This is a genomic window from Stenotrophomonas sp. T8 (genome assembly GCF_051853085.1).
Lineage (GTDB): Bacteria > Pseudomonadota > Gammaproteobacteria > Xanthomonadales > Xanthomonadaceae > Stenotrophomonas > Stenotrophomonas sepilia.
The window spans coordinates 959,948-983,859 of record NZ_CP195329.1; the positions used below are offsets into that span (position 1 = coordinate 959,948).

The 23,912-nt window shown below is 67.8% G+C and carries 25 protein-coding genes; 4 read left to right on the forward strand and 21 right to left on the reverse strand.

Going from position 1 to position 23,912, the window contains the following annotated elements; translation table 11 throughout:
• Nucleotides 1–77: 77 nt before the first annotated feature.
• Both ACSDHM_RS04515 and ACSDHM_RS04520 read left to right on the forward strand, forming a co-directional pair.
• A complete protein-coding gene (locus tag ACSDHM_RS04515; RefSeq protein WP_005415760.1) occupies nucleotides 78–446 on the forward strand; it encodes a glycine zipper 2TM domain-containing protein in 369 nt (122 codons plus the stop codon).
• A gap of 4 nt (nucleotides 447–450) precedes the next feature.
• Nucleotides 451–1,965: a hypothetical protein gene (locus tag ACSDHM_RS04520; RefSeq protein ID WP_181503444.1), complete on the forward strand. Its 1,515-nt coding sequence runs from the start codon at nucleotides 451–453 to the stop codon at nucleotides 1,963–1,965.
• A gap of 51 nt (nucleotides 1,966–2,016) precedes the next feature.
• Here ACSDHM_RS04520 and ACSDHM_RS04525 read toward each other — a convergent pair whose 3' ends face one another.
• From ACSDHM_RS04525 to ACSDHM_RS04545, 5 genes are all read right to left on the reverse strand, one after another.
• On the reverse strand, nucleotides 2,017–3,138 hold the full coding sequence (locus ACSDHM_RS04525; protein ID WP_439426690.1) for an ABC transporter permease: 1,122 nt from the start codon (nucleotides 3,136–3,138) through the stop codon (nucleotides 2,017–2,019).
• Entirely contained in the window at nucleotides 3,135–4,322 is a 1,188-nt protein-coding gene (locus ACSDHM_RS04530; protein WP_439426691.1) for an ABC transporter permease, read from the reverse strand. The genes ACSDHM_RS04525 and ACSDHM_RS04530 overlap by 4 nt, the downstream gene beginning before the upstream one ends.
• Nucleotides 4,307–5,320 (reverse strand): HlyD family secretion protein, encoded by a 1,014-nt coding sequence (locus ACSDHM_RS04535; protein ID WP_439426692.1) that lies wholly within the window; start codon nucleotides 5,318–5,320, stop codon nucleotides 4,307–4,309. Before ACSDHM_RS04535 ends, ACSDHM_RS04530 begins: the two co-directional genes overlap by 16 nt.
• Nucleotides 5,313–6,719 (reverse strand): TolC family protein, encoded by a 1,407-nt coding sequence (locus tag ACSDHM_RS04540; RefSeq protein ID WP_072166864.1) that lies wholly within the window; start codon nucleotides 6,717–6,719, stop codon nucleotides 5,313–5,315. The genes ACSDHM_RS04535 and ACSDHM_RS04540 overlap by 8 nt, the downstream gene beginning before the upstream one ends.
• Nucleotides 6,720–6,797: 78 nt before the next feature.
• Complete coding sequence (locus tag ACSDHM_RS04545) at nucleotides 6,798–7,691, reverse strand: LysR family transcriptional regulator ArgP (RefSeq protein WP_053498160.1); 894 nt, start codon at nucleotides 7,689–7,691, stop codon at nucleotides 6,798–6,800.
• 106 nt (nucleotides 7,692–7,797) lie between these two features.
• Here ACSDHM_RS04545 and ACSDHM_RS04550 point away from each other — a divergent pair, with 106 nt between their 5' ends.
• Nucleotides 7,798–8,412: a LysE/ArgO family amino acid transporter gene (locus ACSDHM_RS04550; protein ID WP_065186715.1), complete on the forward strand. Its 615-nt coding sequence runs from the start codon at nucleotides 7,798–7,800 to the stop codon at nucleotides 8,410–8,412.
• Here ACSDHM_RS04550 and map read toward each other — a convergent pair.
• From map to ACSDHM_RS04625, 15 genes are all read right to left on the reverse strand, one after another.
• On the reverse strand, nucleotides 8,409–9,191 hold the full coding sequence (map, locus tag ACSDHM_RS04555; protein ID WP_172412105.1) for a type I methionyl aminopeptidase: 783 nt from the start codon (nucleotides 9,189–9,191) through the stop codon (nucleotides 8,409–8,411). The genes ACSDHM_RS04550 and map overlap by 4 nt on opposite strands.
• Nucleotides 9,192–9,201: 10 nt before the next feature.
• A complete protein-coding gene (locus ACSDHM_RS04560) occupies nucleotides 9,202–9,414 on the reverse strand; it encodes a ParD-like family protein (RefSeq protein WP_005415768.1) in 213 nt (70 codons plus the stop codon).
• A 67-nt stretch (nucleotides 9,415–9,481) separates the two neighbouring features.
• Nucleotides 9,482–9,841, reverse strand: coding sequence for a bleomycin resistance protein (locus ACSDHM_RS04565; RefSeq protein ID WP_072166862.1), 360 nt, complete (start codon nucleotides 9,839–9,841; stop codon nucleotides 9,482–9,484).
• A gap of 142 nt (nucleotides 9,842–9,983) precedes the next feature.
• Entirely contained in the window at nucleotides 9,984–10,868 is an 885-nt protein-coding gene (locus ACSDHM_RS04570; RefSeq protein ID WP_088496395.1) for a hypothetical protein, read from the reverse strand.
• Nucleotides 10,869–10,871: 3 nt separating this feature from the next.
• Nucleotides 10,872–11,936 (reverse strand): GNAT family N-acetyltransferase, encoded by a 1,065-nt coding sequence (locus ACSDHM_RS04575; RefSeq protein WP_088496396.1) that lies wholly within the window; start codon nucleotides 11,934–11,936, stop codon nucleotides 10,872–10,874.
• 28 nt (nucleotides 11,937–11,964) lie between these two features.
• On the reverse strand, nucleotides 11,965–13,365 hold the full coding sequence (locus tag ACSDHM_RS04580; RefSeq protein ID WP_061479537.1) for an aspartate aminotransferase family protein: 1,401 nt from the start codon (nucleotides 13,363–13,365) through the stop codon (nucleotides 11,965–11,967).
• 64 nt (nucleotides 13,366–13,429) lie between these two features.
• Nucleotides 13,430–14,146, reverse strand: coding sequence for an MtnX-like HAD-IB family phosphatase (locus tag ACSDHM_RS04585; RefSeq protein ID WP_061479536.1), 717 nt, complete (start codon nucleotides 14,144–14,146; stop codon nucleotides 13,430–13,432).
• 174 nt (nucleotides 14,147–14,320) lie between these two features.
• The gene (locus tag ACSDHM_RS04590; protein ID WP_439426693.1) at nucleotides 14,321–15,523 is read right to left on the reverse strand and encodes a DegT/DnrJ/EryC1/StrS family aminotransferase; all 1,203 of its coding nucleotides are present in this window, start codon (nucleotides 15,521–15,523) and stop codon (nucleotides 14,321–14,323) included.
• Nucleotides 15,524–15,533: 10 nt separating this feature from the next.
• On the reverse strand, nucleotides 15,534–15,932 hold the full coding sequence (locus tag ACSDHM_RS04595; protein WP_134970296.1) for a DMT family transporter: 399 nt from the start codon (nucleotides 15,930–15,932) through the stop codon (nucleotides 15,534–15,536).
• Nucleotides 15,929–16,288 carry an EamA family transporter gene (locus ACSDHM_RS04600; protein ID WP_021202495.1) on the reverse strand — a complete coding sequence of 120 codons (360 nt, stop codon included), beginning with the start codon at nucleotides 16,286–16,288 and terminating at the stop codon, nucleotides 15,929–15,931. Before ACSDHM_RS04600 ends, ACSDHM_RS04595 begins: the two co-directional genes overlap by 4 nt.
• A gap of 1 nt (nucleotide 16,289) precedes the next feature.
• On the reverse strand, nucleotides 16,290–17,126 hold the full coding sequence (locus tag ACSDHM_RS04605; protein WP_439426694.1) for an alpha/beta hydrolase: 837 nt from the start codon (nucleotides 17,124–17,126) through the stop codon (nucleotides 16,290–16,292).
• 80 nt (nucleotides 17,127–17,206) lie between these two features.
• Entirely contained in the window at nucleotides 17,207–18,586 is a 1,380-nt protein-coding gene (locus ACSDHM_RS04610) for an ATP-binding protein (protein ID WP_188241161.1), read from the reverse strand.
• A complete protein-coding gene (locus ACSDHM_RS04615; RefSeq protein WP_008265770.1) occupies nucleotides 18,583–19,266 on the reverse strand; it encodes a response regulator in 684 nt (227 codons plus the stop codon). Before ACSDHM_RS04615 ends, ACSDHM_RS04610 begins: the two co-directional genes overlap by 4 nt.
• A 132-nt stretch (nucleotides 19,267–19,398) precedes the next feature.
• On the reverse strand, nucleotides 19,399–20,526 hold the full coding sequence (locus ACSDHM_RS04620; protein WP_252745352.1) for a metallophosphoesterase: 1,128 nt from the start codon (nucleotides 20,524–20,526) through the stop codon (nucleotides 19,399–19,401).
• 73 nt (nucleotides 20,527–20,599) lie between these two features.
• Nucleotides 20,600–21,049 carry a winged helix-turn-helix transcriptional regulator gene (locus ACSDHM_RS04625; protein WP_111202235.1) on the reverse strand — a complete coding sequence of 150 codons (450 nt, stop codon included), beginning with the start codon at nucleotides 21,047–21,049 and terminating at the stop codon, nucleotides 20,600–20,602.
• A 75-nt stretch (nucleotides 21,050–21,124) separates the two neighbouring features.
• Between ACSDHM_RS04625 and ACSDHM_RS04630 the strand changes: the two genes are divergently transcribed.
• Nucleotides 21,125–22,342: an MFS transporter gene (locus ACSDHM_RS04630; RefSeq protein ID WP_438914697.1), complete on the forward strand. Its 1,218-nt coding sequence runs from the start codon at nucleotides 21,125–21,127 to the stop codon at nucleotides 22,340–22,342.
• A 99-nt stretch (nucleotides 22,343–22,441) separates the two neighbouring features.
• Here the strand turns inward: ACSDHM_RS04630 and ACSDHM_RS04635 are convergent, their stop codons facing one another.
• A complete protein-coding gene (locus tag ACSDHM_RS04635; protein WP_439426695.1) occupies nucleotides 22,442–23,857 on the reverse strand; it encodes a diguanylate cyclase in 1,416 nt (471 codons plus the stop codon).
• Between the last annotated feature and the right edge of the window lie 55 nt (nucleotides 23,858–23,912).

Genomic DNA, 23,912 nt, shown 5'->3' on the forward strand with positions numbered 1-23,912 from the left:
TGAGGTGGCGGACACGCGCATTTCACTTCCGGTTGCCAACCGCAGGAGGAAACTTGCGTCATACCGGAACTCAGGAGATGGCCATGAAGACCTCGACCCGATTGCTTGTGCTGGGCACCCTGCTGGCGGCTTCGTCGGTGGCCGGCGCGCAGACCTATGGCCCGCGCGATGAGGGACGCAAGTTCAATGACGGCAGCCGCGTGGTCTGCAAGAACGTGGAAGTGCAGCGCAACTCGCGCGATCCGAACCGCATTGCGGGTACGGCCACGGGTGCAGTGATCGGCGGCCTGCTGGGCAACCAGGTGGGCGGCGGCAATGGCAAGAAGCTCGCTACCGTGGCCGGTGCCGTGGCCGGTGGTGCGGCCGGTCGCCAGATCCAGGGCAACAGCCAGCAGAAGAACGGCGACCGCGTGGTCGAGCGCCGTTGCGAGCGCGTCTATCGTTGATCGGTTGCCGACAGCGCCCGTTCCCCCCTTGCACATCGCAGTACTCGAACGCCGGCCCCGCGCCGGCGTTCTTCGTTCCGGACCTGTATCGCTGACTCCGGCGTCGTGCCTATACTGCGCCGACTCAACGGATGAATGTCCAGTGAACGAATCGGCTCCAGCTCCCCAACCGGCACCGCTCGCAAGGCATGACCCGATACCGGAAGCGACTGCCCATCCCCATCGGGTGCGTGATCGCACCGATGAACTCGAGCTCTTCATTTCGGGCCTGCTGGCGTTTGCGCTGCTGGCCGTGCCGGGTTATCTGTTCGACGCCTGGGCGCGCAGCAGCCTGCACACCGAAGGCATGTACTTCCAGATGCTCTGGTTCGGTTTCAGCATCAGTGTCGGCATGTGCTATGTGCTGGCAGTGGCCTTGATCATCCACCTCACGGTGCGCGGCTACTGGATCGGGCTGATCGGCCTCAGGTCGCATTTCCCCGATGGCATTGACTGGGACCGCCTGCCAAGAATGGGGGCGGTCACGCGCGCCTTCCTGCAGGCCCGGGACGGAGGCCTCGATGGCAGCATCGAACGTGCCGACCGGCTGGCGACGATGCTGTTCTCGACCACCCTGCTTGCCGTACAGACATTGGCGGGCACCCTGGTATTGGCCGTCCTGACGCTTGGTGTGTCGATGGTGATCGGCGCGCTGTCCGGCGGCGCCGATCATGTCGCCATGCTCGCCCTGTGCACTGTGCTGGCCGCAATGTTGGCGCTGGCTGTTACCCCCGGGATCCTGGAGAAGATCGTGGCGCGGCGGCAGGCGCGCGGGCAACCCCATGAGCGACCGCAGCGACTGCTGCAGGGCATGCTGGCGGCACTGCAACGGGTTCCGCTGTTGCGCCTGATGCAGACCATGCAGCTGACCATGCAGAGCAACCTGCGCTCGCGTTCGTTCATGGCGGCCTACCTGTTCGCGGTGCTGGTAGCGATGCTGCTGGCGGCCGTGCAGGTGATGGCGTCGTTGAAGTTCTCGCTGTTCAACCGTTACCAGATCGTCACGGAAGCGGCGGTTGAGCACGGCATGCTGAGTGCGCATTACGAATCGATGCGTTCGGCGCATGACCAGCTGCTGCCGTACCCGATGATCCCGTCGGACACGATCAGCGGTGCGCAGCTTCGTTTGTTCATTCCGCATCGCCCGCAACGCGACAATCCGCTGGCGCGCCAGCATTGCACCGCACTTCCGGACGCGCGCAATGAGGCCACCGGGCAACAGGCCGCCAATGCCGCAGTGGAGTGCCTTTCCCGGCTCTGGCAGGTCAAGCTGGACGGCGCCCCGGTCGACCTGCATGGCTTCGTGCCCATGGAGCGGCGTGACCTGGATATGCGCGGCCTGGTGGGGTACCTGCCTACCCGGGGGCTCGCACCCGGACGCCATGACCTGGAACTGGTGTGGAATGCTGCAGGCGGCGAGCGGGGGGCCGGACGGCGCCGCGCGTTCCGCATCCCGTTCTGGTATGCCCCGGATCCATAAACGATGGATCAAAGCGGCCATGCCGCGCCGCTTGAACAGGCCGCTTACGACTTAATTCCCTCCGTCCCCTTTTTTGGCGAGGAGGCGCCAGGTGGCGAGGCTACCGTAGAGCAGCAGCAGGACGGTGAGGGTGATCAGTTCGTGGCTGATGTCGGCCAGGCGGGCGTCCATCTGGTTCAGGCGCACCATCAGGTTGATGCCCGAGGTGGTCGGCAGCAGCTGTGCCAGCCAGACCAGCGGTTGCGGCGTCATCACCGCCGGCCACGACAGGTTGGCCAGGAAAAACAGCGGGATGGAGGTGGCGATGATGTACTGGAAGGCGCGCTCGCGGGTGCGGAAGAAGCTGCCGACGAACAGGCCGAAGACCACGGTGGTGGCGATGAACAAGGTGCCGCCCAGCAGCTGGCCCATCGGGTTGCCGCCGCGCGGATAGTCCTGCACCCAGGCAGTGAAACCGGCGTACCAGAACAGGCCGAACAGGCCGATCAGGCCGAAGCCCAACGCCATGCCGGCCAGCGTCGGCAGGTCGAAGCGCAGGCGCCGGCCCAGTGCGAGGCGGCGGCCGCCGAGCAGAACGCCGATGCCCATCAACAGCGTCTGGTGCACGATCAGCTCGGCCACGCCGGGCACGATGGCGCTGCCATAGCCTTCCTGCGTGTTGTACAGCGGGCGCTGCACCAGGGTGACCGGCGGTGCCTGCGGCGCACCCATGAAGGCGGCCTGGCCGACCACCGCATCACGCCCGAACGCACCCAGCGCATCAGCTACGCTGCCCAGCACCCAGCTGGCGCGGCCCAGGTAGGCACCGTTGCCAAGCAATACCAGCTTGGCCGGATGGCCGCGCAGGATGTCGCGCTCCAGGTTGGCCGGGATCACGACGATGCCTTCGGCGTGGCCGGCTTCGAGCTGCTGGCGTGCGCTGTCGACGTCCGCCGGTTGCCCGACCACGCGCGCAACGCGCAGTGCGTCGAGCTTGCGCAGCAGCTCGCGGCTGGTCGCGCTGTGGTCTTCGTCCACCACCAGCACCGGCAGGTTGCCGGCCACCTGGTGCCGGTAGGCGGCTGGATAGAAGAACGAATACAGGATCACCGCACCGACCATCACCACGATCGCGTAGCGGTCGCACAGCACCGCCATCAGGGTCTGCCGCAGGCTGCCCCAGAGCATGCTCATGCGTCAGCCCCTGCGGATTGTGCGGCGGCAGGCGTGCGTGCAAAGGCGATCAGGCGCAGGCCGCCGATGCCACCGGCCACCACCGTCATCAACAGCAGCGTAGCCAGCGGCCATGCGGAAACCTGCAGCGGCGAGCCGATGAACTGCTGCTGGGTCTGCAGCTTGATGTAGGCGCTCAACGGCAGCAGCTGGTGCCAGACGCGGGTAAACAACGGCCCGTCCAGCACCGGGAAGGTAGCGCTGGAGAACGCCAGTGCGGTGCCGATGCTCAGACCGACCGCAGACAACGCGGTGCCCATGTCGCGGGTGACGCCGACGAAGAACAGCGCGTAGGCGGCCGTGGCCAGGTAGAACAACGGCTGCGCGAGCAGCAGCAAAAGCACGCTGCCGGCCACACCATCGCCGCGCAGCCACGCCAGGTAGCCGATGCCGAGCGCGCCATACAGCGAGAACAGCAGGAGGTACGGCGCGACCTTGCCGGCAATCGCCGACCACGGCGTGCGAGCCAGCCAGGCGGGCAGGGTGCCATCGCGGATCTCGCGGCCGAGGCTGCCGGCCACGGCAAGTGCCAGTACCAGTGACAGCACCGCCGGGAAGATCAGTGGCAGCAGGAACAATTCGTAGCTGCGCGCCGGGTTGTAGAGGATGTCCGACTGCACCGCGATCGGCGCCGCGCGCAGCTTGCCCGGGCCGACCTGCAGGCCGATGCGCTCGCGCAGCAGGCTTGCGTTCCATGCGGAAACCGCGTCGCCGATGTCGCGCGACGCCGACTGGCCGGTGGTCATGTAGGTGGCGTTGTAATAGGCGAACACCGTGCCCTGGCGCCCACGCAGCGCCTGCCGGGTGACATCGCGCGGCACCAGCACGATGGCGAACACGTCCAGGCTGCGCAGCTGCGATCGTGCCTCCTCCAGGTCCGCTGGTTGGCTGGCGACGCGTACGCCGGGACTGGCGTCGAGCATGCGCAGCAGCAGGCGGCTGTCACTGCTGTGGTCAAGGTCGACCACAGCAATCGGGATATCGCGCATCACCGACGGCATGAACATCCATGCCATCACGACCAGCATCAGCAGTGGCAGCACGGTGACCAGCAGCAGGTCGGCACGGTTGCCGCGCAGCGACTGCAGCTCGCGCCGCCACGAAGCGGCGAAGCCGTTGCGGTCCGGGCTCAGTGCTGGGGCCATGCGAACAGCACGCTCATGCCGGGGCGGAAGCCCTCGATGCGGCGTACCGGGCGCACCCGCACCTCGAAGCTGCGGACGTCATAGCCGGACGACTGGCGGGTGGTACGCCAGGTTGCGTAGTCGCCGGCCGGATTGATGAAGTAGACCTCGAACTCGCCATCCAGGCCCAGCGCCGGCACGCTGCCCTGCAGCTTGCTGCCGACCTTCAGGCCCTGCATCTGCGATTCGCGCAGGTTCATCGCCACCCACATGCGGTCGATGTCGACCAGGGTGAACACGGGATAGCCGGCTGGCACCAGCTCGCCCGGGTCGGCCATGCGCTTGTTGATCTCGCCCGCCACCGGCGCGCGTCCTTCCACTTCGGCTCGCGCGGCGTTGACCTCGGCCACCGCGCCCTGCGCCTGCTGTACCTGGCCCTGCGCGGCACGCTTGTCCTGCTCGCGGGCGCCGGCCAATGCCATGTCGTACTGCGCGCGGGCGGCGCGGGCCAGTTCGCGCGAACTGGTGGCCTGGGCATGCGCTTCATCGCGCTTCTGCCGGGTCATCACCCCTTCGTTGAACAGGTTCTGCACGCGCCGGTAGGTGGCTTCGGCCAGTGTCGCGCCGGCTTCGGCGCGCTTCCAGTTCGCTTCGGCGGCGCGGATGTCTTCGCTGCGCGCGCCTTCGTCGGCCTTGTCGGCCACCGCCTGCGCAGCCGCCAATGCGCCGTTCGCCTGCTGTTCCTTGGCAGCCACTTCGGGGCTGTCGAGCAGGAACAGCACCTGCCCGGGCTGCACGCGATCGCCCTCGCGCACCTTCAGCTCGGCCACGCGTGCGGTGATCTTGGCGGCCACGTTGATCGTGTCCGCATCGGCCATGCCCTGGATCTGGTCGGCCGGGCTGCGCCAGGCCAGCCACAGGCCGAGCACCACCGCGACCAGCAGGACCACCAGCAGGATCGGTCCCAGCCGCCGCTTGCCGGGGGGCGTCGTCGCATCGTCGTGCAGCACATCACTCATGGTCGATCACCTCGTCCGCACGCCGCCGGAATTCTTCGAAACGGTCCATCTGTCCACTGATCTCCAGCAACTGTGCCAGCGCAATGTCGTATTGGTAGGCGGCCTGTGCGCGCTCGACACGGGCGCCGCCCAGGCCGAGCCGCGCATCGATCACATCCAGCGAGGTGGCCTGGCCTTCGCGGAATGCCAGCTCCTGCAGGCGCAGGTTTTCCTGTGCCTGGGCGATGCTGCTGTCGAGCAGCACGAACTGCTGGCGCGCGGTCTCAAGTTCGTTCCAGGCCTTGCGCACGCCCAGTGCGACCTGGTTCTCGGCCTCGCGCAGGCCCGCTTCGGCCTGCTCCTGCTGCGCACGCGCGGCGCTGATCTGCGCCGGCCGCGAGTTCGGTGACAGGAAGGTGTACTTCAGCCCGATGCCGAACGCCCAGTCCGGGTCGGTCAGCATTTCGTCGCGGCGGCGGAAGTCGTACTGGCCGAAGGCGAAGATCTGCGGCTTCAGCTTGGCCTGCTGCACGCGCACGCCCTGTTCGGCCTGCGCAACCATCGCGCGCAAGCGCGCGATCTGCGGCTGGCGCGCCTGCGCGGTGCGCTCGAAGCTGGTCACCGGTTCCAGCGGCACGCGCTGCACGAACAGCGGCGACACCGGCTGCACCTCGCCACCACTGCGCAGCAGCGTGGCCAGCGCGGCCTTCAGCGTAGCCAGATCGTTCACCGTCTTCTGGTATTCGCGCTCGGCCTTGTCGCGGGCCACGGTGGCCTGCAGGCGCTGGGCGCGGGTGGCAAAGCCCTCGCGTTCCAGCTTTTCTGCATCGGACAGGTGGCGGTTGAGGCCGTCGCGCACGTCGCGGCGCACGTCCACCGCCTGCTCGGCCAGGCGCTGGCCGAAGTAGGCCTGAGCCAGCTGCACGGTCAATGATTGGCGCTGCGCCTCGCGCTCGGCGTTGGCCTGCTCATGGGCGGCGCTGGCCGCACGTTGCGCGGCCGGGATCACGCCGCCGGTGTACAGCGGCAGCACCGCGGTCACTACCGGGCGTGTACGCCAGTCGCGCTCGGTGAACGACAGCGGCGAATCGATACCGAAGGCTTCAGCCACGGGCGCCAGCGAACCCAGTGGCAGGGTCAGGGTCTTCTGGAACTGCAGGCGGCGCACTTCGCCGGTGATCTCCGGCAGGCGCAGCAGGCGCGTGGCGTCCTGCAGGTCCTGCTTGTTGCGTACCGCTGCATCTGCGGCCGCCAGCGCATCGGAGACCTGCTCCAGGCGTTGGCGTGCCTGTTCCCAGTCCAATGCGGGGGCGTCGTTGCTGTTCTGCGCGGACGCAGCGGTTGGCAGGCAGGTCGCCAGCACCAGCGCCAGCGCGGCCTTCGCGCGGTGCATCCTTGTACGTCGGCCGATCACGCCCATGCCGTCCCAGTGGTAAAGAAGTGCGCAAACGGTAGTGCGCGCGGCGTGAAGCCCGAGTCTGCGGTCATCCGATTGTCCTCAACGAAGGGTGCCGCTGGCTGCAGTGCGCAGCGCCTGGGTGATGTGCTGCAGCGTGCTTGAGCGCACGGCGGCATGTTGCCAGTACAGCGGCACATCCAGCCAGCGGCGGGGTTCCAGTACCACCACGCGGCCGGCGCGCACGGCGGGCGCGACCAGGGTTTCCGGGGCCATGCCCCAACCGAGTCCGCACGCGGCGGCTTCGACGAAACCGGTGGAAGAGGGCAGGTAGTGTAGCGGCGGCTGCAGTCGCGCGCGGGTCAGGCGCCGCACGAAACGCCATTGCAGTTCATCCTTGCGGTTGAACACCAGCATCGGTGCGCGCGCCAGGGCCGCGGCCTGCATGCCATCGTTGAAGTACTGGCGGGCGAAGCCGGGCGAAGCGATCGCGTGGTAACGCATGGCGCCGAGCGGGTGCACGTTGCAGCCCTTCACCGGCTGGCTTTCGGCGGTCACTGCGCCGAGCACGCTGCCATCGCGCAGCAACTGCAGGGTGTGGTCCTGGTCGTCCATGCGCAGGTCGAACAGGTAGCCATGGCGCTGGTGCAGGTCGGCGATGGCGGGCACGAACCAGGTATCAAGCGAGTCGTCGTTGACCGCCAGGGGGATGGGCGTACGGGCAGCGTCGTTGCCACGCTCGGGTAGCAGCTCGGCCAGCGCCTCGGCTTCCAGTGCCTGCATCGGGCGTACCCGGCGCAGCAGCGCTTCCCCCGCTGCGGTCGGTCGGCAGGGTGCCTGGCGCACCACCAGGACCTGCCCGAGCCTGTCTTCCAGCGCCTTGATCCGTTGCGACAGTGCTGATGGGCTGATCGACAGGCGGCGTGCCGCGGCCTCGAAGCTGCCTTCTTCCAGCACCGCAGCGAATGCGGCCAATTGTGGATGTACCAGATCCATGCCGGTGCCCCTTCAGTTTTCCTGCACAGGATAAAGAAAAATCAGATTGTCTAAACATCGCCATTGGCCTCACCCTGCGTGTCCCCTCGCTGCCTGGCCTGTCCTGATGTGGATCGCCGCTACCGCCGCCGGCCTGTTCGCAGGTGCCGGCCTGATCATCGCCATCGGCGCACAGAATGCCTTCGTGCTGCGCCAGGGCCTGCAGCAGCGGCATGTGGGCAGGGTGGTGCTGGCCTGCGCCGGCGCGGACATCGCGTTGATCCTGGCCGGCGTCGGTGGCATGGGCGCGCTGGTGCTGCAGTGGCCGTTGCTGCTGCAGGTGCTGCGCTTCGGTGGTGCGGCGTTCCTGCTCTGGTATGGCGTGCAGGCGGGACTGCGTGCGTGGCGCGGTGGTGGCGTACTGGCCGCCACCGAGGCGCAGGGCGGCAGCGGACGGCAGGTGCTGCTGACCTGCCTGGCGTTCACCCTGCTCAACCCGCATGTCTATCTGGATACGGTGGTGCTGCTGGGCAGCCTGTCCACGCGTTACCCGGGTGACCTGCGCTGGGCGTTCGCCGCCGGTGCGTGCGCCGCCAGCGTGGCCTGGTTCTGCACGCTGGGCTATGGCGCGCGCCTGTTGCAGCCGGTGTTCCGCAGGCCGGACGCCTGGCGGGTGCTGGATGGGGGCGTCGCGATCTTCATGTTCTGCCTGGCAACAGTGCTTCTGTTGCGTCCGCTCTAGGCCGTATCCACCGCGCACAATGGCGTTTCGCCGGGGCGCAGGGTCAGTACGCGCACACCGTTGCGGGTGACCGCCACCGTGTGCTCGAACTGCGCCGACAGCTTGCCGTCGCGGGTGTAGACCGGCCATTGGTCCGGCTGCTGGCGGATGGCCGGCTTGCCCTGGTTGAGCATCGGCTCGATGGTGAACACCATGCCCTCCTCCAGCACCCTGCCGGTGTTGGGATGGCCGTAGTGCAGGATCTGCGGTTCCTCGTGCATTTCCTGGCCGATGCCATGGCCGCAGTATTCCTTCACCACGCTGTAGCCGTGGCTGCGCGCGTGGCGGGCGATGGCGTGGCCGATGTCGCCCAGGCGTGCACCGGGGCGCACCGCAGCGATGCCTTTCCACATCGCCTGGTAGGCGGTCCGCACCAGCCTGCGCGCGGCGTAGTCGACCTCGCCCACCAGGTAGGTGGTGCTGGAGTCGGCGATGTAGCCGTTCTTCTCCAGGGTGATGTCGAGGTTGACGATCTGGCCGTTACGCAGCACGTCGGTGGTGCTGGGTACGCCGTGGCAGATCACGTTGTCGATCGAGGCGTTGAGCACGTACGGGAAGCCGTACTGGCCCTTGCTGGCCGGCCGCGCCTGCAGCTCGTCAACGATCATGCGTTCGACGAAATCGTTGATCTCCATCGTGCTGCGGCCCTGCAGTGGCAGCCGGTCGAGCGCGGCGAACACCTGCGCAAGCAGGCGCCCGGATTCGGCCATCAGCGCGATCTCGTCGGGGCGCTTGATGATCGCCATCTGCTCAGACCTGTCCCGGTGCCAGCAGCGGCGGCTGCACGCCGGCAGCCCGCAGTTCGCTGGCGACGATGTCCTGGAAGCTCAGCGTGGGATTCATTTCGCACAGCATGCCGACCCGGATCCAGAAGTTGGCCTGGGCGTTGATCGAGCGGCTGGAGACGGTGCAGGCACGGCGCAGCTGGTCGTGCAGGGTGTCATCGATGTTGACGATGCCCATCGGCGGTCCTGGAGTGGGAATATACGAAGCGTATATGTTTCGTATATCCTCCTCAAGCCCGCGTTGTTCAGTCCAGGTGGGTGGCAAAGCGCAGGCGGTTGCCGTCGGGGTCGCGCAGCAGCATTTCGCGGCTGCCCCAGTCGGTGTCATGCGGTGGCTGCTCGATCGGCACGTTGGCGGCGCTGAAGGCGCGGTACAGGCTGTCGACGTCGTCGACGATGAAGTACACCGCGCCGCCGACCTCGCAGTCACCGCTGTGCTCGGTGAGGAAGATCGTCTGGCCATCGCGGGTGAGTTGGGCGAACAGCGGGAAGCCGGACTCGAAGCGGTGTTCCCAGTCGACCACGAAACCCAGCCCCTGCACGTAGAACGGCAGGGTGGTGTCGGCGTGGCGCATGCGCAGTTGCGGGATGACGGTCTGGGGCATGGCGGCGGCTCTTGGGGACAGGAGCCCAGTGTAGTGCCGGCCGCTGGCCGGCATTCCTGTGAGCCCGGGAACAACGAGGTTGCCGGCCAGCGGCCGGCACTACCGAAGCCACGCCGGCCAACGGCCGGCATTGCCGACGCGGTCAGCAGGCCGTCGGTGCGGCGGCGATTGCCGCCAGCAGCTCGCGGTTGACCTGCTGGTGACGCGCCTGCCAGACGGGAAGATCATCGGCGCTGATGTCCGGTTGGCCATCCAGCGACGACAACCAGCGCTTGAAGCGGCTCTGGTAGTTCGCCAGCGAGACTTCGCCGGTGATGTCACTGCCGACCAGGCCACCGGCGCGCAGTGCTTCGATCACCACCAGTGCGTGTTCCAGCTGGAAGCGGCCCTGGTCCCAGTTGCTGCGCGCAACGTCCTCGGCGAATACATCCTTGTCGATCGACAGGTAGGTCGGCTGTGGGGATGTGGCCTGCTCGGCGGCGAACGCGGCGACCAGTGCTTCCGGGTGCTCGAAGCGTCGGAACGCACGGCCCATGCCGAGGCGGTGGCCCCAGCCCACGTCCACGTCCATGCACCAGTACGTCAGGCATCCACCCATCAGCGGTCGCCAGTGGTTCTCCCAGGCATGACCGAGGCCGATGTCGCTGGAAGTGATGCCGAGCACATGGATGTGCGAGATCTGCGGCAGCTTGCTGGCGGCGTTCACCCACGAGCCGCAGTGCATGCCGAGCGGGAACCGCATGTTGTCCGGATGGTTGTCCAGCACCACCAGCTGGAACGGGGCCTGCCCATGCATGCGGCGCAGCAGTGGCAGGGTGAGGTGGTGGAAGTCGCCGCTGCCGAGCATGACGGTTCCGAGCTGGGCCGGCAGTGGTGCCAGCACGTCAGCGGCGAAACGGTCGAGGGTGGCATTGCTGCAGGCGAAGCGCAGCGGATCGTGCCACTGCGGCAGAGCCAGGGTCTGCGCCTGTGGCAGCGGCAGCACGCCACCGTCCAGGTCCAGGATCAGCGGGGAACGCAACGGCATCGTTCAACCGCCTCCATCAGGTTCGCCCTGCAGGTGCGGGGCCAGCTTGCGCAGGGCGGCGCGCAGCAGCGGGGAGCGTGCGTGGATCGCGTGCCGGGTGGAGGTGAAGCGGGCGCCCAGCTCGGCCTTGATCCGCGAGTCGGTCCAGCCGGCCACGTAGTGGCTCAGGCCGTGCTGCAGCGCGTACTCGAGGTTGTGCATCCAGCTGACCGCGTACAGGTTGTGCTCGCGCGACTGCGGGTACGCCAGGCCGATGTACTTGTCCACCAGCTTGCCGGCATGCACGTAGCACAGATTCCAGCCGATCAACCGGCCCTGGTGGCGGTACAGGAACATCCGTCCCTGGCCCTGGCTGTCGGCCAGCAGGTACTGGAAATAGGGTAGGTCGAGCTGGTCGAAATGCACCGCGCTCTGCGCGTATACGCCCAGGTACAGCGCGTACAGTTCGGCCTGCAGTTGCGGGTCGGCCAGGGCCGGGTTGCCGGTGGCGATGCAGTCGATCTGCAGGTCATCGCGCGAACGGAGCTTGCGACGGATGTTCTTGCGGCGCGACGATGACAGGCGGCCGAGATAGTCGTCGAGCGAATCGAAATCGATCGCCACCCAGGCCAGCGGCATGCCTTCCAGTTCGACGAAGCCGCGTGTCAGCAGCGCCTGCAGGAAGGCGCCGCTGTGTGCGTTGGCGGCGTCGTCCAGCAGCGGTGAATCGATCGCCAGGTCCTTCACCACCAGCAGCCGGGCATCGCCGATCGCGTGACGCGTCACGTCCTCGGCCAGCGCCTCCGGGGCAACGTGTGCCGGCAGCGGGGTGTACTCGGTGCTGGTGGCACCGACGAAGCGCGTCTTCCAGGTGATCCACGGCCGCCACAGGCGCGACAGCGGCAGGCCGAGCAGCCTGCCGCGCAGTTCGTCATCCATCGTGGTGGTCAGGTCCAGCGGCGCACGGAAGGTCGGCAGGCCGCTGGGAAGGCGGCCTGCCTCGAATCCGAGCGGCGGGTGGGCCAGGAAGCCCTCCAGCAGCGCGGCCGGTTCCAGCGCGGTGCTGGATGCGCGTGACGTCATTTCCATCGGCACGGGAACCGGCAGCGCATCGACCTCAGCCCTTGGCCTTGGTCAGCGCCTGGTCGAGCAGGGTGATCGCCAGGTCGATCTCTTCGTAGCTGATGTCCAGCGACGGCGCGAAGGTGATCACGTTCTTGTACCAGCCACCCACGTCGAGCACGAGACCCATGCGCTTGCCGTCGTGCAGCAGGTCACCGGCCAGGCCGATGTCGACCATGCGGTCCAGCAGCTCCTTGTTCGGGGTGTAGCCGTCGGCCTGGCAGATTTCCGCACGCAGCGCCAGGCCCAGGCCGTCGACGTCGCCGATTTCCGGGTGGCGCTTCTGCAGGCCGCGCAGGCCGTCGAGGAAGTACGCGCCCTTTTCCGGCACGGTGCGCTCGTAATCCATTTCCTTGCCCAGCTTCAGCACTTCCAGGCCCAGGCGGGTGCCCAGTGGGTTGGAGTTGAAGGTGGAGTGGGTGGAGCCCGGCGGGAACACGGTCGGGTTGATCAGCTCTTCGCGCGCCCACAGGCCCGACAGCGGGTTCAGGCCGTTGGTCAGCGCCTTGCCGAACACCAGCACGTCCGGGGTCACGCCGAAGTGCTCGATCGACCACAGCTTGCCGGTGCGCCAGAAGCCCATCTGGATTTCATCGACGACCATCAGGATGCCGTACTTGTCCAGCACGCGCTTGAGGCCGGTGAAGAAGTTGCGGGGCGGGATGACGTAGCCACCGGTGCCCTGGATCGGCTCGACGTAGAACGCGGCGTACTCGGCCTGGCCGACCTTGGGATCCCACACGCCGTTGTACTCGCTTTCGAACAGCCGCTCGAACTGCCACACGCAGTGGTCGGAGTACTCGTCCGGGGTCATGCCCTTCGGGCGACGGAAGGGGTACGGGAACGGGATGAACATCGCGCGCTCGCCGAAGTGGCCGTAGCGGCGGCGGTAGCGGTAGCTGGAGGTGATCGACGACGCACCCAGGGTGCGGCCGTGGTAGCCGCCCTCGAAGGCGAACATCAGGCTCTTGCCGCCACGCGCGTTGCGCACGATCTTCAGCGAGTCTTCAATGGCCTGCGCACCGCCAACGTTGAAGTGCACGCGGCCGTCGAGGCCGAACTTCTCGTGCATGTCCACGGCAATGGTCTTGGCCAGCTGCACGCGGGTCGGGTGCAGGTACTGGCTGGCGACCTGCGGAAGGGTGTCGATCTGGTCCTTCAGTGCATCGTTCAGGCGCTTGTTGCTGTAGCCGAAGTTGCACGCCGAGTACCACATCTGCAGGTCGAGGTAGGGCACGCCTGCGCCGTCGAACATGTAGCTGCCTTCGCCGCGCTGGAAGATCTTAGGCGGATCGACGTAGTGGACGGTATCGCCGAAGGAGCTGTAGCGGGCTTCGTCGGCCAGCAGCTGCGCATCGGAGGCAGCGGCGGCGGCGTTCTTGTCAAAAATGTTCATGCAGTTCGGTTCCGTGAAGGACGTTCGAAAGGGGTAACAGGGGAGCGCGCCTGGAAGGGAGTGCTCAGGCGGTGGCCAGCAGCAGGGGCAGTGCGGCGGGCTGCGGGCTGGCGTCGAGACGACGTGGCTGCAGCAGGCTGCCATCGAGCAAGCGCGGCAGCAGTGCGATTGCGTCGTGGAAGGTGTCGATGGCGGCATGCTCGATGCCGGCATGGGTGCAATGGGTGATCAGGCGGCGCTTGGCGAACACGAAGTCGGCATCTTCGGATACGCAGAAATCCGAACTGCCGTCGCCGATCATCAGCACGCGCGGTGCTTCGTTGGCGCGCGCCTGCGCGGCGCAGGTGCATTTGCAGGTGCCACTGCGGCAGCCTTCGGCCTGGTAGGGCGATTCCAGTTCCCAGTGGTCATCGCACCAGCGCAGGTGGTTGGCCACCACCGGCAGCTGCGCCAGGCCGTGGTTGGCGAGAATGCGATGGATCGCATAGTCCAGGCCGTCACTGACGATGCGCAGCGGAACGCCCAGCTGTCCGGCACGGCTGACAAAGGCGGCGAAGCCCGGATCGATCTGCACCTGGTCCAGATGGGCATCGAGCGTGGCCGGGTCCAGCTTCAGCAGCCGCACCTGGCCCTGCATGCATTCACGCGAGCCGATCTTTCCCGCCTTCCACTGGTCTTCCAGTTCCTGCCAGCCCGGCTGGCCGTACTTTTCCAGCAGCGAGTCGATGACATCTTCGAGGCTGATGGTGCCGTCGAAGTCACACAGGATGCTCCAGCGCATGGGCAGGTCCGTCGATGAAAGAAGCGTCCGGCACGATGCCGGGGCAGGCTCAATGTAGGCAGGCCGCCTTTCTCGTTCCTTTCCTGTTGAAAGGCTTTTTTTACGGGCTGGGAAAGCGTTCAGGAAGATGCATGGATGAATGCCCGGCGCGCAGGCCACGCATGCATGTGCGGGTCAGACACGGGCCAGGACCTGCAGTATTTCGGCCGTCTCCTCACGGGTCTGCCAGGCGCTGTTGCCAAGGGTGAGCATGCGTGCGGCGAAGTCACGTGCATTGGGCACGTCCTCCTGCGGCACGATGCCACGCAGGTAGGCGTAGTCGGGCAGGGCATGGATGAACATGCGGCTGGCACCGAGGCCGCGCGGCCACAGGTCGTCCAGCGCGGCATCGCGCGCGCGCTGGCTGGGCAGCAGCAGCATCAGCATCGGCCAGGTGCCGCCGGTGCCGGCCAGGCCATCGACCACCTCCACCGCTGGCAGTTGTGCCAGCTGCACGCGCAACTGCAGTGCGCGCAGGCGCCCGGCCTGCAGGAACGCCGGCAATCGCCGCGCGGCATGGGCACCGATGTTCTGTCGCCATCGACTGACCCGGTGCTGCGGTATGTCCAGCGGGAAAACATCACCGACCGCGTCTTCCAGATCGCCACGCTGCAGTGCGTTGCGCAGCGGATTGCCGTACACCAGCGACAGCAGCGAGGGGCGATAGCAGGCGGCAAGGCCAAGCAGCTGCACACTGCGAAGCAGCTCCCAGCGCAGGTTGAAGCGCACGTGTTCGGCGGCATGCTCGGCCAGTTCGGCGCGCAGTTCGTCATCGCGGCTGACCAGCAGGCCGCCTTCGTGCAGGCTCAGCCCCTTGCCGGCGGCCAGGCTGAAGAATCCGATGTCGCCACGCAGGCCGACACTGCTGTTGCCCACCCGTGCGCCCAGCGCCTGTGCGGCATCTTCGATGACCCAGGCGCCGGCGCTGCGGGCGATGTCGCAGGCCCGTTCGACATCGGCGATGCGACCGCCGAGGTGGGTCGGCAGGATGGCCAACGTACGCGCATCGGCCAACCGTTCGAGCTGGCCGGGATCGAAGTCGAAGTGGCCGCGCCGGGTATCGCACAGCTGCACGCGCAGGCCGAGGCTGTGCACCGCGATCGGCACCAGCGGGCAGGTGTAGGCCGGCATGATCACCGTGTCGCGCCTGGGCGCGCGCTTGCGCAGGGTGCGCAGGGCGATCAGCAGCGCGTGCGTGCCGGAACAGGTCAGCTGCAGCGGCGGCGTGCCCAGCTGGTTGGCCAGGATCCCGCGCAGGTCACCGCCACCGGGAAGGAAGTCGGTGGCCTGCATCGGCAGGCCGGCGGTCGGTGGCAGTTCGCGCGCGAACAGGCTCATCGCAACGCGCTCACGAAGCGTTTTCGGTGGGACTGTGCGGGTCGTCCGCTTCCGCGCGGGCGAGGCAGACGATGCCGGCCACGATCAGCACCGCACCGACCAGGTGGTGCAGGGTGAGAGGCTCTTTCAGCAGCCACGCCGAGAGCAGCAGTACGCTGATGACCTCCAGGTGCGAGGCCGCGAACGCCGGGCCGATCGGTGCATGCCGCAGCAGGCTCATCCAGGTGAAGAATGCACCCACGTAGCCCAGGATGGCGCCGTACACCCATGGTTGCGACAGCACGCGCAGCAGCCAGGTGGTGTTGGCCTCGACCGGCAGCGCAGCATCGCCGGCGTACTTGAAGCACAGCTGGGCCAGGGTGTCGAAGGCCATCAGCAGGGGGAAGCCGATCACATACAGGCGCCTCACGAGCCGGCCCCCACCACTGCCACGCCCGCGGTGACCAGCAGCATCCCGGTCACCCGCAATGGCGTGAGCTTCTCGCGGAACAGGATGCGGCCGGCGATCATCAGCGCCACGATGTTGATCGAGCCCAGCAGCACGCCCTTGGACAGCGGAACCAGTGACAGGAAGGCGATCCAGGCGACGAACTCAAGCACGTAACAGGCGATGCCGATCCACAGCCAGGGGCGGCTGAGCATGTGCTTCCAGCGCTGCAGTCCCTCGCCCTCCTGCGGGTCGCTGGCGGCGGCCTTGAAGGCGAGCTGGCCACCGGTATCGAGCACGACATTGGCCAGCCACAGCAGCGTGGCAAGTGCCCCCATCTCAGGCCACCGCCTTGAGGACGCCGCTGCGTTCACCGATCCCGGTGAAGAAGCGTGCGCTGCGGCGGATCACCTCGCGGCGTTCGCGGTCGATCGTGATCATGTGGTAGCTGTCCTCCAGCACCACCAGTTCCTTCGGGCCACTGACCCGCGACATCACCAGTTCGGCATTGCCCATGCTGGCCACGTCGTCTTCGCGCGCGTGCATCACCAGGCACGGGGCGGTGACCTGGTGCAGGTGGCGGCGGGTCCAGTTGCTCAGCGCCCGCATCTCGGCCAGCGCGTGCCAGGGATTGCCCGGAAGGCCGGCCGCCGCGCTGTCGCCGGACAGCATGGCGGCGCTGACCTGCGCACGCAGGCGCTCGTCGCGCAGGCCGTACGGCGGTTCTTCCATGAACATGCGGTCGCGGCCGATGTTGAAGCGCTTGAACCACGGCAGCAGGAACGAGAGGCGGGCGACGGTGGGTATGTTCCAGCCGTCGTAGCGGAACGTGGCGCCATACACGCCGACGCCGGACACCCAGTCCGGTCGTCGAGCAGCAAGTGCCAGCGACAGCACCGCGCCCATCGACAGGCCACCGACGAACAGCTGGTCGACCTTGCCGCGCAGGCTTGCCGCCGCATCTTCCACGCCCTGGTACCACTGTTCCCAGGTGGTCGCCAGCAGGTCATCCACGGTGCCGCAATGGCCGGGCAGCTGCACGCCGTGTACGGTGAAGCCGGCGTTGTTCAGCCCTTTGCCCAGCATGCGCATTTCCGCCGGGGTACCGGTCAGGCCGTGGACCAGCAGCACGCCCTGCGGGCCACCGGGGAGGAAGAAGTCGTGCGAGTCGGTCACCTGGCGGCTCCGGGACGGCAGTGGGGAGGGTCAGGATCGCAACCGCGATTTTCGCCAGCCTTTCAGCGCCCCGGTCCGGGTCAGGGGCCCTTCAGCAGCGGCAGCGTGATGGCGACCTTGAGCCCGCCGCCGGGGCGGTTGAGGAAGGTCAGGCGCCCGCCGAAGTGCTCCACCGCCTCGTGGGCGATGGCCAGGCCCAGGCCGGTGCCGCTGGCGGTGGTGCCGGGGGCGCGGAAGAAGCGCTCGCCCAGCCGCGGCATCACGTCCTCGGGTACGCCGGGCCCGTTGTCCTCCACGTACAGTTCGACGTCGTTGTCATCCAGCGCGTGCACGCCGACGGTAACGGTCGCATCGCGGCCGGCATAGCGCAGCGCATTGTCGATCAGGTTGTCCAGTGCTTCCTGCAGCTGGGCACCGTTGCCGAGCACGCGCAGCGGCTGGGGGCTGCCGCGGTAACCCAGATCGATGCCATCGCGGATCGCTTCAGGCACGCGTGTACCGACCCACTGCGGCACCCGTTCGCACAGGTCCAGTGCCTCCACCGTCTCCGGCACGGTCTGGGCCCGGCTCAGCGCCAGCAGCTGGGTGCTGACCCGCGCGGTGCGCTGGTTGAGCCGGCGGATGTGCTGCAGTGCCTCGCGCACCGTGTCCGGGTCGCCATGCGCCAGTGCCTGGTCCACGTGCAGGGCCATGCCGGCCAACGGCGAGCGCAGCTGGTGCGCGGCGTCGGCGATGAAACGGTTCTGCAGGGTGATCATTTCCGCCTGGCGGGCAAACAGATCGTCGATGGTGCTGATCAGTGGCTGGATTTCCTCCGGCACGTCGGCGTCGGAGATCGGCGCCAGTTCGCCGCGGCGCTGTGCCAGGCGGGTCCTCAGCGGGGTCAGGATGCGCAGGCCATGGGTCACCCCGAACCAGACCAGCGCGGCAGTGCCCAGCGCCAGCATGGTCATCAGCGGGATGATGATCATCAGGATCTCGCGCGCGCGCTGGCGTCGTTCGGCCATGCTTTCGGCCACGGTCACCGCCAGCTGGTCCTGCGGATCGTTCATCGCACGCGTGCAGACGGTGGCCATGCGCACCGGCTGGCCGTTGAGAATGCCATCGTACAGGGTGGGGTCCACGCCGGTGCATTCCTGCGAAGGCGCGTAGGCACTGAAATCTGCATTGCCGCTGAGCGTCCCCTGGCGGCTGCTGTCGACGTTGAAATAGCGATGGCCGTCGGGTTCGTACTCGATCAGGAAGCGCGCCTGCGGAGACAGGTCGCTGGTCACCGGCATGGTGCTCAGCATCTGCGCGAACGAGTGCGTGTCGTCGATCAGGTTGCGGTCGTGGATGCGGTTGGAATAGTCCAGCGCAACGTAATAGGCCAGGATCGTATTGAAGGTGAGAAGGCCCAGCATCGGCAACGCCAGGAAGGCGAGCAGGCGCCGGCGCAGGCTGGGCGGTCCACTGATCACGGGGCGCTGTCGTCCTGCGCATCTTCCAGCATGTAGCCCAGCCCGCGCACGGTGCGGATGCCCATGCCGCCCGGCTGCAGCTTGCGGCGCAGGCGGTGCAGGGCGATGTCCAGGCCGTTGTCGGTCAGGTCCTGGCCCCAGTCGCACAGCGCTTCCACCAGTTGCGCGCGTGACACGATGCGCTCTGCACGCACCGCCAGCGCCGACAGCAGGCCGAACTCGCGTGCGGTCAGTTCAAGTGATTGGTCGTCGATCCATACACGGTGCCCGGCCAGGTCCAGGCGCAAGCGGCCGATGCGCAGGTCCGGATTGCCATTGCTGGTGACCCGCCGCAGCTGTGCACGCACGCGGGCTTCGAATTCATCCAGTGCGAACGGCTTGACCAGGTAGTCGTCGGCACCGAGGTCGAGCACGCGCACCCGCTCGGCCAGGCCGTCACGCGCGGTCACCACCAGCACCGCCAGGCCATCGCCACGCTGGCGCAGTCGTTGCAGCACGTCGCGGCCATCCAGTTGCGGCAGCCCCAGGTCCAGCACCAGCAGTGCATACTGGGTCGAGCCCAGTGCTGCATCGGCGTGCGCACCGTTGTCGACGTGGTCGACCACGTGCCCCTGCCGGCGCAGCGAGGCGCACAGGCCGGAGGCGATGTCCGGGTCGTCTTCAGCAATCAGAACGCGCATGCGCGGGGCTCCTGTAACGGTCAGGCCCACCGGCTGGACGGGGCGGGCCTCTCGGCTGCCGAAGGGTAGCCGCAAACCGGGTGAAGGTGGAGCGCGCCGGCACCTCCCGGCGCCGTCACGCTGTCCCTCCATTCAGTCCTGCAGCCCCGGCTCACCCAGCGCCAGCGGCATCCGGGAGCCATCCAGCAGGCCACGGCTGAGCTTGCCCTCCTCGATGAACAGCAGTTCGCCGTTCTCGCCGTTCTTGATGCTGCTGTCGATGGCGATCACGCGGTCGCCGTGGAAGCTGCTGACGTGTGGCATCGACGTATGGCCGACCACGATGCGCTTGAGCTGCAGGCGGTCGAGCACGGCCTGCACACCCGCGGTGTCAAGGCGGCCATCGAAATAGCCGCGGTACCAGATCGGGCTGGTCTTGCCGTCATACAGCGGTGCGGTGGCCGGGTCGGCCTTCACTTCGGCCTTGGGCAGGCCCAGCGAGGCCTGGTAGGCCGCGTTGGTGCGTGCCGGGTCCAGCGCCAGCTGCACCGCCTCGGGCGAGATGCCGCCGTGCAGGAACAGGGTATCGCCGATCTTCAGCAGTACCGGTCGGGTGCGCAGCCACTGCCCGATCACCGAGTCGGCGCCATACAGCTGCGGGTAGCTGCGGCCCAGCAGCTGGGCGCTGCGCAGGTACTTGGGGTTGACGTAGCGCAGGTCGTCGTACAGCACCATGGTTTCGTGGTTGCCGAGCACGAAGTGCACGGCGCCACCGGCGGCGGCCGCCTGCTGCTGCAGGCCGTAGAGCAGCCAGAACGCCTCGGTCACCTGCGGGCCGCGGTCGAACACGTCGCCGGCGATGACCAGCGTGTCCTTGCCCAGCGCCCAGCGATCCTCCGCGTCGATCACGTGATGGGCACGCAGCAGGCGCACCAGCAACCCGTACTGGCCGTGAATGTCGGACAGCGCGACGATGCGCGGTGTGGCCGGCAGCACCGAGACCGAGGCTGCATTCGGCGCAGCCACATGCACGGTGTGTTCGTAGCCGCAGCGCGGTGCGATATCGGTCCCTGTTGCCCCGGAGGCAAGCGTGCGCGATTCGACCTTGTCGGCGCAGATCCACTTGGCCTGCACCCGGTCGCCCTGGCGGAACACATAGGGGCCATCGGCCTGCACGTGGTCGGCGGGCGCGGCAACCTCGCGGGCCTGCGTGGTTCCGGCGCTGCAGGCCAGCAACGGCAGCAGCAGGGCGGTCATCAGGGAAGAGCGATAGCGCGACATCGTCGTTGTCCGGCGGCGGAAACATCCGATGCTAACCGGCGCGACCGGGTCGCGGTGTGCGCGAATGGGCGGGTCAGGCGCTGTGCCCGTCGTCCCTGAGCTTGCGCACACGGGTGGCGGCGGCCTGCAGGGGCCGACCGTCGCGCCCGCGCGGCTGCATGTACGGCAGCGGTCGCCGCGTGCTGGATTCGATCAGCTGCGAATGAGCCTCGCCCGCGTCGAAGCGATGGCGTTCACCCCATTGGCGCAGCGCGACCAGCACCGGGAACAGCGCCTGGCCCGCGGCGGTGAGCACGTATTCCTGGTAGGCCGAGCCGTCGGAGGCCGGTTGCAGTTGCAGGATGCCGGCCTCGACCAGCCTGCGCAGGCGATCGCTGAGGATGTTGCGGGCGGCGCCCAGGCTGCGCTGGAAGTCGCCGAAGCGGCTGACGCCGTCGAAGGCATCGCGGATCACCAGCAGTGCCCAGCGATCACCGAGCAGGTCGGCGCTGCGGGCAACGGGGCAGGGGCTGTCTGCGTGCATGGCGGTCTCCGTCCTATGTGGTTGCAGTTTAAAACCAAAGTAGCTAGCCTGCATCTGGTTTCAATATGAAACCAGATGACGAATGCCATGCCGATTCCACGCCCCCTGCTGGTGCTGCTTGCGGTTGCCGCCGGCGCCAGCGTTGCCAACGTCTATTACGCGCAGCCGCTGCTGGATCAGCTTGCACACGCCTTCGCGCTGGAGCGGGCGGTTGCCGGCGCGGTGCTGGCCGCGACCCAGGCCGGCAGCGTGCTGGCATTGCTCGGGTTGTTGCCGCTGGCTGATCGCGGTGACCGGCGGCACCTGCTGCGGCTGCAGCTGGCGGCACTGGTCGCGGCCCTGCTGTGGCTGGCAGCGGCACGCACGGCCGGTTGGCTGTTGTCGGGCCTGCTGCTGGCCGGGCTGTTGGGCACCGCGCTGACCCAAGGCTTGATCGCCTACACGGCAGCGATGGCTCCGGCCGCGCAGCGCGGGCGCGTGGTGGGGGTGGTGCAGGGCGGGGTGTTCATCGGGTTGCTGCTGGCGCGCGTGCTGTCCGGCACGGTGGCGGCCATTGCCGGCTGGCAAGCAGTCTATCTGCTGTCGGCAGCGCTGATGGCGACCCTGGCCGTACTGCTGTGGCGGCGCCTGCCGGCGGTGCCGATACCCGTGGTGCCGCCGCGTTGGCGCGACCTGATCGGCTCGATGCTGGGCATGCTGCGCCGGGATCGAACGCTGCGCGAGCGCGGTCCACTGGCGTTGCTGCTGTATGCCGGACTCAACGTGTTCTGGGCGGCGGCCCCCTTGCCGCTGTCGGCCCCACCGCTGCAGTGGTCCACTGCGGCCATCGGTGCGCTCGGCCTGGCTGGGGTGGCAGGTGCATTGATGGCGTCGCGGGTCGGGCACTGGATGGACCGCGGTTTTGCCGATCGGGTCAGTCTTGGCGCGCTGCTGTTGATGCTGGTCGCGTGGTGGCCGCTGCTGGGCCTGCCGCAGTCGCTGTCGTTGCTGCTGCTGGGCGTGATCGTGCTCGATCTGGGTGGGCAGGCGCTGCATGTCTCGAACCAGGCGCTGCTGCTGCGCGCGCCGGGCGAGCAGCATGGACGCCTGGTGGCGCTTTACATGCTCTTCTATGCGGTGGGTAGTGGTGCCGGTGCGGCTGCCGGGCCCTGGGTGCAGGCCCGGCACGGCTGGCCTGCCGTGTGCCTGCTGGGCGCCGGCATCGCACTGCTGGCGCTGCTGTGGTGGGCAGCGTGGCGGAGGCGGGCGGTGAAAGCAGCGGCTGCCGCGCGAATCGGTAGAGTCGACTGTTAGTCGACTGCTCCTCGTTCCGACGGCGAAAAGCTCCGCGCTGCGCGCGGTAGTACTAACAGTCGACTCTATCCGCCACCGGGATTCTTCATTTCCGCCAGTTCAGCGCTGCAACGCGCGCCGCCCCGGCGCTTCCTGCAGGTCGGCGCTGGCCACCACCACGCGGTTGCGGCCGCTGCGCTTGGCCTCGTACATCGCCGCGTCGGCACGTGCCATCAAGCGTTCGTAGTCCGGGTGGCCATCATGGCCGGCCACGCCGATGCTGGCAGTCAGCGACAGAACCTGGCCGTTGGCCAATGCCACTGGCGACTGCGCGATCTGCCGGCGCAGGCTCTCGGCGATCACCGAGGCCTGTGACTCACTGGCGGCAACCAGCACCACCACGAACTCCTCGCCGCCGTAGCGGAACAGGTAGTCGCTGCCGCGGGTCAGCTGGCCGAGCAGGCCGGCCACGTGCTGCAACGCGCGGTCGCCGGCATCGTGGCCGTGGCCGTCGTTGATCGCCTTGAAGTGATCCAGGTCGAGCAGCAGCAGCGAGAACGGCGTGCGGTTGCGCGTGGCCAGCTCGATCTCCCTGCGCAGCACGGTAGGCAGGAAGCGGCGGTTGAGCAGGTTGGTCAGAGCATCGCTGCCGGCATCCAGTTCACCGATGCGTTCGAACAACAGCGTCATCAGGGTACGGATGGCGGCCAGGTCCTCGCGGATGGCCGGCAGCACCGCCAGTCGCTGCGCCGGGGTGTCATGGTTTGCCCGCTGCAGGTTGCCGTCGATGCGGGCCATCAGTTGGCCGACCTGCTGGGTTTCGCTGCTCTCGCCGAAGCTGGGGATGCCCTTGTGGGTGAACCACAGGCCGAATTCCGAGGTCGCCAGGCTGGCGCTTTCGCTGGCCTGCACGTGGCCGGCGAGTGCGTACAGCAGGGCGTTCTCCCAGTCCAGCAGCAGTGCACGCTGGCGCTCGCGTTCAGTACCGACATTCTGCACCAGCGAGAACAACCGGTAGGCAGCATCGGCGCGGGTGGAGCGCTCACGTGCATGGGTGTAGGCCAGGGTCATGCCTTCCATGGCGATGTCCATGATCGCGCTGAGGCAGTCGATGGCGGCGAACGCGGTGGCGCTGTCGGGCGCGTCGTCGCGCAGGCGCACGAACAGCTCGTGCTTGAGTACGCGCGCGCCGCGGGTGACCAGGTCGACCGGAATGCCGACCCGGGCATGCACATCGCCGATCACCCGTTGCGAGGCAACGGTGGCGGCAATGCCGTCGGCATCGGTGCTCAGCAGCTGCACCAGCCAGCGCTGCATGGCCGGTTGCAGGCGTTGCTTGACCTGATCGTGGGACAGGAAGCGGCGTGCACGCCCGTCCTGCAACAGCACTTCGTAGAAGCGTTGGGCCAGCGCCGGCGGGGCATCGGTTGCGGCGGCGTGCAGCAGCGCGGTGGCGGCAGGGCCGGCCTGTTGCAGGCAGTGCTGCCAGGCCTCGGCCAGCGGCTGGCTGGCATCGTCCAGTTGGGGTGGTTCCACGTCGATCTCTGACTGCGTACGGCAAACCACGGGTATCGGCCGCGGTGGCGTGCGG